The sequence below is a fragment of the Pseudomonas akapageensis genome, from assembly GCF_011355085.1.
Classification (GTDB): Bacteria; Pseudomonadota; Gammaproteobacteria; order Pseudomonadales; family Pseudomonadaceae; genus Aquipseudomonas; species Aquipseudomonas akapageensis.
Window position 1 is genome coordinate 1 of sequence record NZ_VXCP01000055.1, and the last position, 15886, is coordinate 15886.

Consider the following 15886-nt stretch of genomic DNA (forward strand, 5'->3'; position numbering starts at 1 on the left):
GCTTCTTGACCGAAGACACCGCAGGCGACGCCGCCCCATACCCCACACAGGCCATGCAAGGGCCAGACGCCCAGCACGTCATCGATTTTCCATTGGTTCTGCGCGGCGGTGAAGCACCACACAAACAGCGCACCGGCAATGGCACCGATCACCAGCGCGCCAACCGGGTGCATCAGGTCCGAGCCTGCACAGATCGCCACCAAGCCTGCCAGCGGACCGTTGTGCAGAAAGCCCGGGTCGTTGCGACCTACCAGCAAAGCGGCCATCGTGCCCCCGACCATGGCCATCAGGGAATTGACCGCAACCAACCCGCTGACGCCCTGCAAGGTTTGCGCACTCATCACGTTGAAACCGAACCAGCCGACAATCAGAATCCATGAGCCCAGGGCCAGGAACGGAATATTCGACGGCGCAAAGGCCACCAGTCGCCCTTCCCGGTAGCGGCCGTTGCGTGGCCCGAGCAGCAACACCGCCGTCAATGCCAGCCAGCCCCCCATGGCATGCACGACCACGGATCCGGCAAAGTCGTGAAAGCCGGCACCGAAGCGTGCCTGCAACCAGGCTTGTACGCCGAAATTGCCGTTCCATGCCACGCCCTCGAAGAACGGATAGATGAACGCCACGATCAGCACCGTCGCGCACAGTTGCGGCGCAAAGCGCGCCCGCTCGGCAATCCCGCCGGAGATGATGGCCGGAATCGCCGCGGCAAAGGTCAGCAGGAAGAAGAATTTGACCAGCTTGTAGCCATGGTCCGCGCTGATGATCGCGGCCGGTTGCAGAAAACTGACCCCATACGAGACCCAGTAGCCTATAAAGAAATAGGCCAGTGTCGACACAGCGAAGTCACTGAGGATCTTGGACAGCGCATTGACCTGGTTCTTGTGCCTGACGGTGCCGACTTCCAGAAAGGCGAAACCGGCGTGCATGGCCAGAACCATGACGGCACCGAGCAATATGAACAGCGTATTGGAGCCATGGACCAGTGAGTCCACTGCGCTTTGCAGATTTTCCATAGGGGAGACAGGCCTGAAGTCACGGAAAAGCACCAAAGCAGGTCGATGACTCGCGGCACGCACCGAATTGGATCGACTGACAAACGACTCCCTGGTGTCAGTGAACCACTTTGGCGCAAGGCAGTGCCTGGAGCGAAATCGACGCTCGAGTTTTTCCTCGGGTTTTATTCGTTTAGGTTAAGGTTCTTGCGCCGGGGACAGATCCTGTGCCCGAATTCAGCGCGACGACCTCGATTTACGCACCACGGCAAAGCAAAAGCTGTACCAGGCAATCGAACTGAACCTTCGTCACCTGCCTGCACTCGAAACAAACAGACGCCACTGATAGGGAGATACCCATGGCCAGCAAAACGGCAAAGACTGCTCAAGACATCCTGATGGCTGACTTTCAAACCCTGGTTCGCGACACGGAAAAGTTGCTGGAGCACACCGCGACCCTGGCGGGCGATCAGGCGGATGAAATGCGTTCGCAAATTCGCGACAGCCTGGTGCGTGCCCGCGAAACCCTGAAATTGACCGAAGACTCCATGCGCCAGCGTGGCGAGGCCGCAGTCGTCGCCGCCGAGGAATATGTCCAGACCAACCCATGGCAGTCGATCGGCATCGCTGCCGGTGTCGGCTTTCTGATCGGCCTGCTGGCAACAAGGCGCTGATATGACGATGGGTACGGAATCCGACCCGTTGGAAACGGGCACCAGCTCATCGACACGGCGCCTGGGCGCGGCTTTTCTCGGGCTGCTGCACGGCCATGTCGAGCTGTTCGGCATCGAGTTGCAGGAACAGAAGGCACGCACCCTCAGCCTGCTGCTGTTTGCAGGGCTGGCACTGGTTTTTGCCTTGTTGCTGATTGCCGCCCTGTCAGGACTGGTCCTGATTGTGCTGTGGGACAGCTATCGGCTTGGCGGGATTATCGGGCTGTGCGTGTTCTACGGCCTGGCCACCCTCTTCTGTGGTTTACGCTTGAAGGCAGCCATCTTCGATGAGTCCTCCCCCTTCAATGCCACCCTCGAAGAACTGGCCAAGGATCGGGAGCGCCTGCTGCCATGAGCCATCCTCAAGAGTCCCCGGGCACGAGCCGACGCGAGCTGCGCAAGGCGTTGATTCGCCTGCGCATGGAAATGCATCGCCAGGAAATCCGTCACGAATCCCAGCAGATTGCCAGCCCGCTCAGACGGGTGCGCGCCATGGCGGACAACCTGCAAGGCGGCCTGGGTATCAAGCATGGCCCGCTGTGGGGCATGGCAGCGGTGGTCCTGCTGGGCTTTCTGACCGGCAAAGGTGCCAAGGGCGCGGGCAGCGGCAGCCTGGCCAAATGGGTCACCCTGAGCACCAGCCTGGCTCCCCTGATCAAACTGGTGATGCAAAGCCCTTCACAAAAGAAATGAAGGGCCTTGCGGCCGGTCACCTGACACGGGAAGCTAGGGCATTGCTCATGTAACGGAGACACGGCCTTGGATTGGCAAACCCTGCTTACCCGCGAACGCCTCGGCAAACCCCTGCACAGCCCTGAAGAGCTGGGTCGCAGCCCTTTTCACAAGGACCATGACCGCATCATCTTTTCCGGGGCCTTTCGCCGCCTGGGCCGCAAGACCCAGGTTCACCCGGTAACAAGCAACGACCATATCCATACCCGCCTGACCCATTCCCTGGAGGTCAGTTGTGTCGGCCGCTCATTGGGCATGCGCGTGGGCGAGACGCTGCGCGACAGCCTGCCGGACTGGTGCGAGCCCAGCGATCTGGGCATGGTGGTGCAGTCCGCCTGCCTTGCCCATGACATCGGCAACCCACCGTTCGGACACTCGGGCGAAGATGCGATCCGCCACTGGTTCCAGCAAGCCGCCGGGCGCGGCTGGCTGGATGCAATGAGCGAAGCCGAGCGTAATGACTTTCTCAACTTCGAAGGCAACGCCCAGGGGTTCAGGGTGCTGACCCAGCTTGAGTATCACCAGTTCGACGGTGGCACCCGGCTGACCTACGCAACCCTGGGCACCTACCTGAAATACCCCTGGACCGCGCGCCATGCCGACTCGCTGGGCTACAAGAAACACAAGTTCGGCTGCTACCAGAGTGAACTGCCGCTGCTCGAACAGATCGCCCTGAAACTCGGCCTGCCCAAACTTGAGGAGCAACGCTGGGCACGCCACCCGTTGGTATACCTGATGGAAGCTGCCGACGACATCTGCTATGCGTTGATCGACCTGGAAGACGGCCTGGAGATGGAGCTGCTCGAATATGCCGAAGTGGAGTCCCTGCTGTTGGGGCTGGTCGGTGACGATCTGCCGGAAACCTACCGCCAACTGGGCCCGCGCGATTCGCGTCGGCGCAAACTGGCCATTCTGCGGGGCAAGGCCATCGAGCATCTGACCAACACCGCTGCACGCGCCTTTGTCGATCAACAACAGGCCCTGCTCAGCGGCACCTTGCAGGGCGACCTGGTCGAGCATATGCACGGTCCCGCCAAGCGCTGCGTCCTGCAGGCGAAAGAAATGGCTCGGGAGAAAATATTCCAGGACAAGCGCAAGACGCTCCATGAGATAGGCGCCTACACCACCCTGGAGATCCTGCTCAACGCCTTCTGTGGCGCAGCGCTGGAGCAGCATGGCGGACGCACGCCCTCCTTCAAGCATCGGCGCATCCTCGATCTGCTCGGCAACAACGCGCCCGACCCCTCGTGGCCGCTGCATACCGCCTTCCTGCGCATGATCGACTTTATCGCCGGCATGACCGACAGCTACGCCAGCGAAATGGCGCGAGAAATGACAGGGCGCTCCAGCCCCATGTAACTGACATCTGGTGTGGATGACGACTTCAGGTGGCATCCACATTACAGCCCCGCCTGCCAGAAATATCCCTCGCCAGCTTCAGACCTTACTGATGGCAATGCACGCAATCCATTCGAATAATCCTCTTCAATCGATTAATGCATTTATCTGAATGTCCTCCGATTTCTCCAGAGCATCGACACTCGAGTGAGAGCAAGGCCACTCCGTCGACGAACTTGCAATTCTCGGAAAAGAAAGTAGGAGTTTTCCTTCAGACTCGTAGTCCAAATAAAAAGCCCCCGTCAAACCCGCAATAAAGAGTAGCCATTGCAAAGTTGACAGACGCCAAACATAGAAAAAACTGTATTCCTAACCTTCGTTTACTGTAGGACATTTCCTATATAGCGCCAACTAGCCAGTCTATTCATGTGCCACCCCCTACATATCGGCTAAGGTGCGCGTTTTCTTCGCAGCCAGTACGGGAAACTTACTATGCACTCTGTTTTTATTGTCGACGATCACCCGGTCATTCGCCTGGCCGTTCGAATGTTGCTGGAAAATGAAGGTTACCGCGTGGTCGGAGAATCCGATAACGGAGTCGACGCCATGCAAATGGTTCGCGAATGCCTGCCGGATCTGATCATTCTTGACATCAGCATCCCCAAACTCGACGGCCTGGAGGTCCTGGCCCGTTTCAACTCGATGAATATCCCCCTGAAGATACTCGTGTTGACCGCCCAGAGTCCGGCATTGTTTGCCATTCGCTGCATGCAATCCGGGGCCTCAGGTTACGTCTGCAAGCAGGAAGACCTCAGCGAACTGCTCAGTGCCATCAAGGCCGTATTGTCCGGTTACAACTACTTTCCGAGCCAGGCACTCAATGCCGTGCGCCAGGATAATGGCCCACAAACCGAAGCAGAGCGTTTCAAACTGGTCAATGATCGGGAACTGATGGTCCTGCAACTCTTTGCCCAGGGAAGAACAAACAAGGAAATAGCCAAAGGCATGTTTCTGAGCAACAAGACGGTCAGCACTTACAAAAAAAGGTTGATGCAGAAACTGAACGCCGGCTCCCTGGTGGAACTTATTGAAATAGCCAAACGCAATGCACTGGTGTGAGCGGAAAAATGCCTAGGCGCTCGAACCTTCGTTGGCTTCTGGTCACGGGCTGGTGCTTGAGTATCCCGATTGCTGCGGCCCCCCTCCCTGCAACAGATTATTCGCTGCTCAGCCGCGCAGGCCCGACCAAACCGGATCTTGCGCTCGATGCACAGCAGCAGCGCTGGCTGCAGGAAAAACGCGAACTGGTACTGGGAACGTCGGCGCCCGATTACCCGCCCTTCGACATGACCCGCAGTGGCCGTGAATACGAGGGGCTTACCGCCGACTATGCGGGATTGATCGCCAGCACGCTGGCGATTCCCATCCGCGTCAAGCGCTTTACCAGCCGTGAAGCAGCCGTGGAGGCGCTGGTCGATGGCACGATCGACATGCTGGGCAGCGCCAATGGCTTCGAGGCCACTATGGCGGGCGTGACGTTGTCCAGGCCTTATGCCGTGGACCAGCCGGTATTGGTCACCCGTGAAAACGAAAGCCGCTCGGTGGTACAGGCGTTCACCGGGCTGCGCCTGAGCATGGTGTACCACTATCTGCCCAGGGCCGAAGTGGAGGCCAGCTATCCGGGGGCCTCCATCGATGCCTACCCCTCGTATCAGAATGCGCTCAATGCAGTGGCATTCGATCAGGCCGATGTCTTTCTGGGCGATACCATCTCGACTCACTACCTGATCAACCAGGGCCACCTCAAGAACGTGAAAATGGCCAACTTCGGCAAGCATGAACCCGTGGGTTTCGGTTTTGCCTTGCGCAGCGACGACCAGACGCTGCTGCAGCTGGTCAACGCCACCCTGGCGGCCGTACCTGTCGCTACCCGGGAAAGTATTCTCAAGCGCTGGGGTGCGGGCAGCGACATCCTGCTTACCGACCACAAGTTGCAACTGTCGCACCGGGAAGAACGCTGGATCGCGCAAAATCCTGTGGTACGGGTGCTGGTCGCGGAGAATCTTGCACCGCTTTCATTTTTTGACGAGGCAGGAAACTATCGCGGCATCAGTGCCGACTTGCTGGAGTTGATCCGCCTGCGCACAGGCCTGCGCTTCGAGATCCAGCGCAGCAATGCCACCGGCGACATGATCGAACGCGTCACTTCGGGCAACGCCGATCTTATCGCCGCCATCACCTCCAGCACCGAACGCGGTGCCCAACTCGTATTCACCCGCCCCTATCTGGAAAACTCCTATGTCCTGTTGACGCGCAAAGGGGCCGAACGCCCCTCTGCGCTGGACATGCTGGCCAATCAGCGTTTGGCGATCAGCCAGGGCCACCCGCTGGTCACCTACCTGCGCCAGCATTTCCCCCAGGTTGAACTGGTGCAGGCCAAGGATGAACTGGGCGCCGCGACGCTGCTGGCCGAAGGCAAGGTCGAGGGTGCGGTCAGTTCGCTGATCGTCGCCAATTACATCACCGCGTCAGCGCTGTTCCAGGATGCATTGGTCATCAGCTCGACAGTTGGAACCGAGCAAGCGACTTTCTCGATGGCCACCGCCCAGCAAGCACATGAGCTCAGCAGTATTCTCGACAAAGCTTTGCTCAGCATTGCCCCCGACGAACTCGGCGTCATCAATGGCCGTTGGCGCGGTTACAGCCCTGCCGACACTTCGTACTGGCACAAACACCATCGTCTGATCTACCAGGTGATTGCCGGTACTGGCCTGTTACTGCTGCTGTCCCTGATCTGGAATGCCCAGATGCGTCGGCACATCAAGCAACGCCAACTGGCCGAGCGCGCCCTGCGCCAGGCCAAGGATCAGGCCGACGATGCCAACCGCGCCAAGAGCACCTTCCTGGCAACCATGAGCCATGAAATACGCACACCGATGAACGCCGTGATCGGCATGCTTGAACTGACCCTGAAACGAGCCGACCAGGGCCACCTCGACCGCCCGGCCATTGAAGTGGCCTATGACTCGGCCAAGGATCTGCTGGAACTGATCGGCGATATTCTGGACATTGCGCGCATCGAGTCCGGGCGGCTGACGCTCCACCCTGAACGCGTCGACCTGCGCGTGCTGGTCGAATCGGTGGTGCGGGTATTCGACGGCCTGGCACGCCAGAAAAAGCTCAGCCTGATCCTGAAGCTGGACCCGAACGCCCACCAGCAGGTATTGATCGACCCGCTGCGTTTCAAGCAGATACTCTCGAACTTGATCAGCAATGCCATCAAGTTCACCGAACAGGGCCAGGTCAGCCTGCATTTGCAAGTGCTGCCCGGCCCGCAACCCGGCAACGCCACCCTCGACCTGCGCATTCAAGACACCGGTATCGGTATCAGCCATGCCGATCAGCAGCGCTTGTTCACGCCGTTCGCCCAAGCCGAACCCCATGGCCATCTGGCCAGAAATGGCACCGGGCTGGGCCTGGTCATTTGCCGCACACTCTGCACCATGATGGGAGGCGAACTGACCCTGAGCAGCCGTCATGGCCAAGGGACCGAAGTCCGCGTCCACATGCCGATCGAATGCCTTGAACCCATCACTGCGCCCGAACCCGAACAACAGCCGTTATTGCCCCTGGCGCCACTGAACGTGCTGGTAATCGACGATCACCCCGCCAATCGCCTGTTGATCTCTCAACAGTTGGACTACCTGCAGCTTCGACACACGACCGCGCACAATGGTGAGTCGGGTTTGAATGCCTGGCTGGATGGCTGCTTCGACGTGGTCATCGTGGATTGCAGCATGCCCCTGATGAATGGATACGATCTGACCCGGGCCATCCGCGACCACGAACGGCAATATCGCATGAAGCCCTGCACCATTCTGGGCTACACCGCCAATGCACAACCGGAGGAGCGTGAGCGGTGCCTGCAGGCCGGCATGAACGACTGCCTGTTCAAACCCATCAGCCTGACTTCGCTGGGCCAACGCCTGGCCGCCATAGCGGTGCAACCCAGGTCCACCACGCCGCAACAGGAGGTTGTATTTTGCCTGGCGGCGGTAGGCGCCCTGACCGGCGATGACCCGCAAATGCTAGACCGCCTGATCACGGAAATACTCCAGAGCAGCCGTGAGGACCAGGTACAACTGCAGAACCTGCCGTTGCAGGAAGATCGCCAGGCACTTCTGGCCATGGCCCACAAGATCAAGGGCGCCGCGCGTATCGTCCAGGCCCAGCGCCTGATCCAGTGCTGCGAAAAACTGGAAGCCAGTTGTACCGGGGAACACAACGACAACGAACTGGAGGTGTTTCGCCAAAAAACACTCAAGGCAATGGGCGAACTCGAGCATGCACTGCGCTATCAGTTGAAAAAAGCTCAACATGCCTGCGCAGACAGCTCGCCGCCCTGAAAGAGGGCTCTCGTGAAAATAGATTCAAAACGTGGCGCTACGCTTTAACTATGCTCAAAGGCTGCAGTAAGTCTTTCTTCCAGTAGAGATTTGCCATGCACAAAAACGAACAGCGTCGCTTTCCCCTGCATGTGCACATCAGCGCCATGTTCACTTTTCTTCTGCTGTTGACCGGAGTTGTACTCGGTTTATTCAATTACCGACAGACCAGCCAATTGATTCTTTCGAGCAGTGAACAATTGTTTTCGCGCATCGAACAGGAAGTCCGACTTGATCTGCAACATACCTATCAACCTATCCGTGACTTGCTCAGCCTGCTGGCAACCAACGACGACACGAGTGCTACCGACCTGCAACAACGCCTGGCATTGCTCAAGCCGTTCAGCCAGGCACTGACGAACAACACCAACCTCGCCTCGCTGTATACCGGTTACAACAACGGCGACTTCTTCATGGTCCGGCCGCTGCGCACGGAGGCCTCGCAGGCGGCCTTTACCGCACCGCCCAATGCCGCCTTCCAGGTCTGGAGCATCGAACATGGAACCGATGACAGGGTGAACTCCAGATCGCTGTTTTTCGACCAGGATCTGCAGCAAATCGATGCCCGTGACATCGAAGACGAGCAATACGACCCACGCACCCGGCCCTGGTTCAAACAGGCGCTTACCGACTTGAAACAGATCACCACGGCACCCTATCTGTTTTTCTCCACCCACAATGTCGGCACTACCCTGGCCCGGCGTGCCGGCAGTACAGTGGTACTGGGTGCCGACCTGACACTGGCCGATTTGAGCGCAACACTGGCCAGGCATCAGGTCACCCCCGGAACACAAGTGGTGTTGTTCGATCAATCGGGCAACGCCGTGGCCTACCCCGACAGCAACAAACTGGTCATTGAATCCGCAACTGCCCGTCTGGCCAAGGTCCGGGACCTGCATCCCGTGCTCAAGCAGTGGTTGGAAAGCCGTGGACCCACCAGCAATCGCCTCAAGGCTGACGGCCGCGAATGGGTGGTTTCGCGCAGTCACATGACAGAAGGCGGCCCTCAAGGCCTCGAGCTGGCTTTACTGGTTCCGGAAGACGAACTGCTGGCCGATGCCTACCGCCTGCGCTGGCGTGGGGCAGTGCTTACCCTCAGCATTCTGCTGCTGTGCCTGCCGGTGGGCTGGTTGATCTCCAGAATTCTGGTCAGACCCTTGCGCTCGCTGGTCCAGGAAGCCGATGCGATCCGCAGTTTCAACTTCAATTACCCACTGACCCGACGCTCACCGGTCCTGGAAGTGGATCAGTTGACCGTATCGATGCAGCGGATGAAACAGACCCTGGCGAGCTTTTTCGAAATCACTGCCAGCCTCAGTGCAGAGAAACGCTTCGCCCCATTGCTGCAACGCATCCTGCAAGAGACCGTGAATATCAGTCAGGCCCCGGCGGGCATGATCTACCTGCTCGACAGCAGCAATGGCAGCCTTGATCCAACCCGACTGATCATCAATGGCGTATTGCACGACCCCAAGGCACTGGGCATCAACAGTCACCCTGCCCAGGAAGCGCATACACCGGCCTGGCTGAAATTGCTCAGCAGCGAACGTGACACCATGGTTGCAGCAATGGGCCTTGAGCAGGCCGGTGATCTGCGCGGCATTCTCCATGAACTGCAGAGCCCACGGGTTCATCTGGTCGGCATCCGCCTGCACAATCGCAGCAACGAAACGGTTGGCATACTGATCCTGCTGCATCCCGATACGGGGGCCGCATCGGACCTGAACAGGTTCAGGCATGATCGCATCGCTTTCATCCAGGCGGTTTCCGGTGCGGCAGCGGCCTGCATCGAAAGCCAGCGCATGCAGGCCCGCCAGCAACAACTGCTCGATTCCTTCATCCAGATCATCGCGGGTGCAATTGACGCCAAGAGCCCCTATACCGGCGGGCATTGCCAGCGGGTACCGGCACTGACACTGATGCTGGCGAAGGCGGCAGCGGCCAGCCAGGCACCGGAATTCAGCCAGTACCACCCCACCGATGAAGAATGGGAGGCGCTGCACATTGCCAGCTGGTTGCACGATTGCGGCAAGGTCACCACCCCTGAATATGTGGTGGACAAGGCAACCAAGCTCGAAACCCTGTACGACCGCATCCATGAAGTGCGCACACGTTTCGAAGTGCTCAAGCGCGATGTCTGGATCGACTATTGGCAAGCCTTGGCCCATGGCGCCGAAGAAGCGGCCCAGGCGTCGGAGCGTGATGCCCGGCTCGCCAGCCTGGATGATGACTTCGCCTTCATCGCGCAGAACAACCTGGGCGGCGAATACATGGATGAGAGCCACCTGCAGCGTCTGCGCCAGATTGCAGAACGCACCTGGCTGCGCACCCTGGACGATCGGCTAGGCGTTTCCTGGGAAGAAAACCTGCGCCAGGCGCGCACGCCCGCCCCTGTGCTGCCGACCCTGGAACCACTGCTGGCGGACAGGCCCGAACACCTCTTCGAGCGCCCCGCCAGTGAACAGATTGCCGATGACAATCCCTGGGGATTCAAGCTCAACGTCCCGCTGTACAAATTCAATCGCGGCGAACTTTACAACCTGAGCATCGGCCGAGGCACATTGACCGAGGAAGAACGCTACCTCATCAATCACCATATGGTGCAGACCATCCTGATGCTCAGCCGGCTGCCCTTCCCCAGTCATTTGCAGAGTGTTCCAGAGATTGCCGGCGGCCATCATGAAAAAATGGATGGCACCGGCTACCCCAAACGCCTCAAGCGGGAGGAAATGAGCCTGCCAGCACGGATGATGGCCATCGCCGACATCTTCGAGGCACTGACAGCCGCCGACCGGCCTTACAAGAAAGGCAAGACCTTGAGCGAAGCGTTATCGATCATGGCGAAAATGTGCCATGACGCCCATATCGATCCGCAGCTGTTCCAGCTGTTCGTCGAGACGGAGGTCTATCAGGAGTATGCGCGCACCTATCTGCAGAGCGAGCAGATCGACGCAGTCGATGTGGCCGCCTTGCTCGACAAGGCCGGGCTCGGTGCACGAAAGCAAGCGGGGGGAGTTGTAAGCTGAGGGAGGGTAAAGCAGGAGCAACGACCCGAGCGGGTCGCTGCTCCATCTGACATCAGGCTACCGGATTGATTGGCTTTTCCGGGTACCAGACGTCCAGCAATGGGCTGACTTCGACGCTGGTCAGTTCGCTGCGAGCCTTGAGCCAGGCTTCGACCTTGGCGCGCTGCTCTTCGCTGACCGAGCCACGCTTCTGCAGGCAGACCAGACCGTAGTCATCGCCGCCGACATAGCCCAGGCCATTGGCTTCCATGGCTTCTTTCAGGAATGCATCGAGGAAAGCGTCGATAGCTTCTTCAGCCAGGTCTTCCTTGAAGTCCAGGTTCAGCTCAAAACCCAGCTCCTGGAATTCATCCACGCAGAGTTTTTTGCGCAGACGCTGGGAACGGTTAGTGGCCATGAAACAATCCTCTTGAGTAATATCGCGCGGCACTTTACCAGTTTCGGCCAGGCATTGCCTGACTCTGTGGGTCAAAGCAGACCGTTGACGCAAAAAAATCGTCACTACCCTGCAGTACCCGGGCACAACCCTACTGTCCTTGGGGCATAATGCCCCCTGTATTTGTTCGTGCCGGGGGCTTTCCTTATTCATGCCCTGGCTTTTTCACCCCTCGCCCGCAGGGTTTTACTTCAGATGATCAAGTCCTTACGCCCATTGTTTCTCGCTGGCCTGCTGTTGCCGCTGGCGCTGCCCGCCAACGCCGCACCACTGAACACCACGCTTCCGCCCAAGGTCGAGCAGGCGCTCAAGGCCAGTAAACTGCAGGATTCGGCCCTTTCGCTGGTGATGCTGCCGCTCAACGGCCCCGGCACACCGACCGTGTACAACGCCGACGTCTCGGTCAACCCGGCATCGACCATGAAACTGGTCACCACGTATGCCGCACTCGAGATGCTTGGCCCGACCCACCAGTGGAAAACCGAGTTCTACACCGACGGCACCCTGAGCAATGGGGTTCTGCAAGGCAACCTGTACCTCAAGGGGGGCGGCGACCCCAAGCTGAACATGGAGAAACTCTGGTTGCTGATGCGTGACCTGCGCGCCAATGGCGTACAGAAAGTCACCGGTGACCTGGTGCTCGACCGCAGTCACTTCGTCCAGCCGCAATTGCCGGCTTTCAACGATGACGGCGGCGACGACAACGCGCCCTTCCTGGTCAAGCCCGACTCGCTGATGGTCAACCTCAAGGCACTGCGCTTCGTTGCCCGCAACGACGGTGGCAAGGTGCTGGTCTCGATGGAGCCGCCGATTGCGAGCATTCGCATCGACAATCAGGTCAAGGCCGTCAACTCCAAACAATGCACCGGCGATGTCCGCTACAGCCCGTCCACCCAGGCCGACGGCATGACAGTCGTGGTCAGTGGCCAACTGGGCGAAGGTTGCAGCTCGCAAACCTATCTCTCGCTGCTCGACCACCCGACCTACGCTGCCGGCGCCGTGCGCGCCATCTGGAGCGAGCTTGGCGGCAGTATCCAGGGCCAGGATCGGGTCGATGTCGTGCCCAAGAGCGCCCGTCTGCTGGCCCGGGCCTTCTCCCCCGATCTGGTGGAGGTGATCCGTGACATCAATAAATACAGCAACAACACCATGGCCCAGCAGTTGTTCCTGAGCCTGGGCGCGCAATTTCGCACCGATGCCGACGGCGACGATGCCAAGGCCGCTCAACGCGTGGTCCGCCAATGGCTGGCGAAAAAAGGCATCACCGCGCCGCACCTGATCATGGAAAACGGTTCCGGCCTGTCCCGCGCCGAACGGGTCAGCGCCCGGGAAATGGCCAGCCTGCTGGAAGCCGCCTGGAAAAGCCCCTATGCCGCCGAGTTCATCAGTTCGATGCCTCTGACCGGCAAGGACGGGACCATGCGCAAACGCCTGAAGAACACCGCCATGGCCGGTGAAGCGCACATCAAGACCGGCACCCTGAACACTGTGCGGGCCATTGCCGGCTTCAGCCGCGATATCAATGGCAACACCTGGGCCGTGGTCGCGATCCTCAACGACCCTCGTCCCTGGGGCGCCTCTTCGGTGCTCGATCAGGTGCTGCTGGATCTCTATCGCCAGCCAAAACTGGCCGGCAGCACCGCAGCGCTGCAACCCTGACCTATCGTCTGCCGGATCGGAACGCCGATCCGGCCTACTCCAGCTCGGATTCAACCCGGTCCCGACCGCCCTGCTTGGCGGCATAGACACCGGAATCGGCCCTGAGCAACAAGGCATCGGCGCCTTCCCCCGGGCGCCAGCCAGCGATGCCGAAGCTGGCCGTGACGATCCCCACACCCTCGACTGGAACACTGCGCAAGCCCTGCCACAACTCGGTGGCCAGGGCATGGGCCTGCTCGGCATTGCTGCCCGGGCATAGCACCATGAACTCCTCGCCCCCCAGGCGGCAAAAAACATCGGTACGACGCAGGCGCTGACTGATGCGCTGACACAGGCTCTGCAGGACCTGATCACCCACGGCGTGGCCAAACTGGTCATTGATCCGCTTGAAGTGATCGATATCGAGCATGATCACCGCAAGATCCAGTTGATCGCGCTGCGCCCGGTCCAGCTCGGCCTTCAGGCGTTCCTGGAAATAGCGGCGGTTGTGGATACCGGTCAACGAGTCGGTGACCGACAAGGCCCGCAACTCCTCCTCCACCCGCTTGAGGTCCGAGATATCGGTCAGATAGCCGTGCCAGAGCGTCCCGCCCTCGGGCAAGGGCTCCGGGGTCGCCTCGCCACGCACCCAACGCAGGCCGCCACGCGGCAACTGCACCCGGTACTCTTCGCGCCAGGGACTCAAGCGTTCGGCCGACAAGCGGATCGAGGCACGCACTCGAGCCAGGTCATCCGGGTGAATTCGCTCGAAGGTCGCCGTCGCATCGCGCTGCAGCAGCTGCGGATCGAGCTCGTAGATATCGCGCAGGCCTTCGCTGGCATAGCTGAAACAGGATGTGCCATCGGCGTTGAGCTGGAACTGATAAATGCCGCCCGGCACTTCGGCTGTCAGTTTTTCCAGCAGGCGATCGCGCGCAGCCAGGGCTTCATGCACGCGTTTGCGTTCGGTGACATCGATGCAGATCGCCAAGTGCCCTACCCACAAACCATGTTCGTCGAGCACGGCAGTGGCCAGCATATTGGCCGACAGACCACTGCCATCCTTGCGTACCAGGGTCCACTCGCGAGGCTCGTGGCCGCCTTCCTCGATCGTTTCCGCCAGCATGGCCTGGGCCGCCGGCACCTCGCGGCCAAATCGCCGGCTGAGGATCGCTGCGCGATCCTGCAGCTCTTCCTGCAGGATCAGGTCTTCAAGGGTCAAACGCCCGACCACTTCCGCGCTGCTATAGCCGAGCATCAACTCGGCGCCGGCGTTGAACGTGGTGATCACACCGCGCAGGTTGGTGGCAATGATTGCCACCTGGGTGGCGGCATTCAACACGCTGCGCAATTGCCCATGGGTTTCGCGCAATTCGCGCTCACTGACCTGCAGCTCCGCCGTGCGCTGATCGACGAGTGTCTGGGCACGTTGACGCTGACTGACCAGGCTATAGAGCAAGGCACTGAGCAACAGACTGAGCAGGCTACCGAGCAGGACCACCGAATTGACCGCCGCAGAACGATTGGCCTGCAGAAACAGGGTACTGGGTTGAATATCGAGCTGATAGTCGTGGTCGGCCAGGCGCAACAGGTGGGTCGCCGCCAAGGCCGTCTGCGCCGCCACGTTGGACGACTGGAACAACACTTCATGCTCGCCTTCGGTCGACAGGTCGAGAATTCGCACGAACAGCGTGTCCTGATCCTGTTGCGGCAACCCCTCAGCCATCAACTGACGCATGCTGATGACCGCCATCACATAACCCGACGGGTTCGACTGCGAATCGGAGGGCCGGAACACCGGCGCAACCATCAACACCCCTCGCGAATAGGTCGGGTCCACCATGATCAGGTTCATCGGCGGTGAAACCGCCATGCTCCCAGGGTGTCGAGCGCGCGCCAGCGTCGCCCGACGCAATGGCTGTGACAGCAGGTCAAAGCCCAGAGGCAGCTCCATGCGGCTCTGGGATTGGGTAAAGAACACCGGGTAATACTCAGGTTGAGGCGGCGAAGGCACCAGTGCGTCATTGCTGTCCAGCGCGCCGACGGTAAATCCGGGCCCCAACTCCTCACGGCCGCGCCGCAGGAACTCATTGAGGTTCTGCTCGGTTACCCGGGGCGACCAGGAGTAAGCCTGTGTGCGTAATAACAGGGGGCCGGCATAACCGTTGAACTCGCTGCGCGTGACTTCGTTGGAGAAGACAAAAAAGCGGCGCAAGCCATCGAGTCGCTGCTCCTGGTCCTCGAAGCGCTCTTCGACACGACTGAAGCGTTCGCTGGCGAGCAACTCGAAGCGCTGGCGCAACTGCCTTTGGTAGAAATCATGGGTGGCCAGCGCCAGCAATGCCGTCAGCAATCCACCCGCCACGAACGCCAGAACGGCAACGAGCCAGGCAGAGGTATCCTCATCGATAAAGCCGAGAATCTTTGGGCGAACGGCATGCAACGACATAAGCGAGACTCGTAACGCCGGCGTGCGTGGGTTCACATTGGCTCAATAGCATTTATAGCCATTAGCCATTATTTTGCCTAGTGGCCTGTACGGTTAATTCGTTAGCTCAAGTTCGGA

At 59.7% G+C, this 15886-nt stretch carries 11 protein-coding genes; 8 read left to right on the forward strand and 3 right to left on the reverse strand.

Annotated features, from left to right (window positions below; all coding sequences use genetic code 11):
- Window positions 1-1013, reverse strand: a 1013-nt coding sequence (locus F2S13_RS26740; protein WP_166366601.1) for an ammonium transporter, incomplete at its 3' end; no start/stop codon positions are given.
- A gap of 338 nt (window positions 1014-1351) precedes the next feature.
- On the opposite strand from F2S13_RS26740, the gene F2S13_RS26745 reads away from it, so the two are divergent.
- From F2S13_RS26745 to F2S13_RS26775, 7 genes are all read left to right on the forward strand, one after another.
- Window positions 1352-1666, forward strand: coding sequence for an ElaB/YgaM/YqjD family protein (locus F2S13_RS26745; RefSeq protein ID WP_166366603.1), 315 nt, complete (start codon window positions 1352-1354; stop codon window positions 1664-1666).
- Between the two features lies 1 nt (window position 1667).
- Window positions 1668-2060, forward strand: coding sequence for a phage holin family protein (locus F2S13_RS26750; RefSeq protein WP_166366605.1), 393 nt, complete (start codon window positions 1668-1670; stop codon window positions 2058-2060).
- Window positions 2057-2398 carry a hypothetical protein gene (locus F2S13_RS26755; protein WP_166366607.1) on the forward strand — a complete coding sequence of 114 codons (342 nt, stop codon included), beginning with the start codon at window positions 2057-2059 and terminating at the stop codon, window positions 2396-2398. The genes F2S13_RS26750 and F2S13_RS26755 overlap by 4 nt, the downstream gene beginning before the upstream one ends.
- 66 nt (window positions 2399-2464) lie before the next feature.
- On the forward strand, window positions 2465-3796 hold the full coding sequence (locus F2S13_RS26760) for a deoxyguanosinetriphosphate triphosphohydrolase (RefSeq protein ID WP_166366609.1): 1332 nt from the start codon (window positions 2465-2467) through the stop codon (window positions 3794-3796).
- A 471-nt stretch (window positions 3797-4267) separates the two neighbouring features.
- Window positions 4268-4894, forward strand: coding sequence for a response regulator transcription factor (locus tag F2S13_RS26765; protein ID WP_166366611.1), 627 nt, complete (start codon window positions 4268-4270; stop codon window positions 4892-4894).
- Between the two features lie 8 nt (window positions 4895-4902).
- The gene (locus tag F2S13_RS26770) at window positions 4903-8181 is read left to right on the forward strand and encodes a transporter substrate-binding domain-containing protein (protein WP_166366613.1); all 3279 of its coding nucleotides are present in this window, start codon (window positions 4903-4905) and stop codon (window positions 8179-8181) included.
- A gap of 95 nt (window positions 8182-8276) precedes the next feature.
- The gene (locus F2S13_RS26775; RefSeq protein ID WP_166366615.1) at window positions 8277-11246 is read left to right on the forward strand and encodes an HD domain-containing phosphohydrolase; all 2970 of its coding nucleotides are present in this window, start codon (window positions 8277-8279) and stop codon (window positions 11244-11246) included.
- 52 nt (window positions 11247-11298) lie between these two features.
- On the opposite strand, the gene F2S13_RS26780 is transcribed toward F2S13_RS26775, so the two are convergent.
- Window positions 11299-11643: a YggL family protein gene (locus F2S13_RS26780; RefSeq protein ID WP_166366617.1), complete on the reverse strand. Its 345-nt coding sequence runs from the start codon at window positions 11641-11643 to the stop codon at window positions 11299-11301.
- Between the two features lie 234 nt (window positions 11644-11877).
- On the opposite strand from F2S13_RS26780, the gene dacB reads away from it, so the two are divergent.
- A complete protein-coding gene (gene dacB, locus F2S13_RS26785) occupies window positions 11878-13341 on the forward strand; it encodes a D-alanyl-D-alanine carboxypeptidase/D-alanyl-D-alanine endopeptidase (protein WP_166366619.1) in 1464 nt (487 codons plus the stop codon).
- 34 nt (window positions 13342-13375) lie between these two features.
- Here the strand turns inward: dacB and F2S13_RS26790 are convergent, their stop codons facing one another.
- Window positions 13376-15769 (reverse strand): sensor domain-containing diguanylate cyclase, encoded by a 2394-nt coding sequence (locus F2S13_RS26790; protein ID WP_166366621.1) that lies wholly within the window; start codon window positions 15767-15769, stop codon window positions 13376-13378.
- Window positions 15770-15886: the final 117 nt, after the last annotated feature.

Bases quoted from the DNA above. Each gene is read 5' to 3' on its own strand.
- F2S13_RS26745 (WP_166366603.1), top strand. From the start codon at position 1,352: ATGGCCAGCAAAACGGCAAAGACTGCTCAAGACATCCTGATGGCTGAC.
- F2S13_RS26750 (WP_166366605.1), top strand. From the start codon at position 1,668: ATGACGATGGGTACGGAATCCGACCCGTTGGAAACGGGCACCAGCTCA.
- F2S13_RS26755 (WP_166366607.1), top strand. From the start codon at position 2,057: ATGAGCCATCCTCAAGAGTCCCCGGGCACGAGCCGACGCGAGCTGCGC.
- F2S13_RS26765 (WP_166366611.1), top strand. From the start codon at position 4,268: ATGCACTCTGTTTTTATTGTCGACGATCACCCGGTCATTCGCCTGGCC.
- F2S13_RS26770 (WP_166366613.1), top strand. From the start codon at position 4,903: ATGCCTAGGCGCTCGAACCTTCGTTGGCTTCTGGTCACGGGCTGGTGC.
- F2S13_RS26775 (WP_166366615.1), top strand. From the start codon at position 8,277: ATGCACAAAAACGAACAGCGTCGCTTTCCCCTGCATGTGCACATCAGC.
- F2S13_RS26780 (WP_166366617.1), bottom strand. From the start codon at position 11,643: ATGGCCACTAACCGTTCCCAGCGTCTGCGCAAAAAACTCTGCGTGGAT.
- dacB (WP_166366619.1), top strand. From the start codon at position 11,878: ATGATCAAGTCCTTACGCCCATTGTTTCTCGCTGGCCTGCTGTTGCCG.
- F2S13_RS26790 (WP_166366621.1), bottom strand. From the start codon at position 15,769: ATGTCGTTGCATGCCGTTCGCCCAAAGATTCTCGGCTTTATCGATGAG.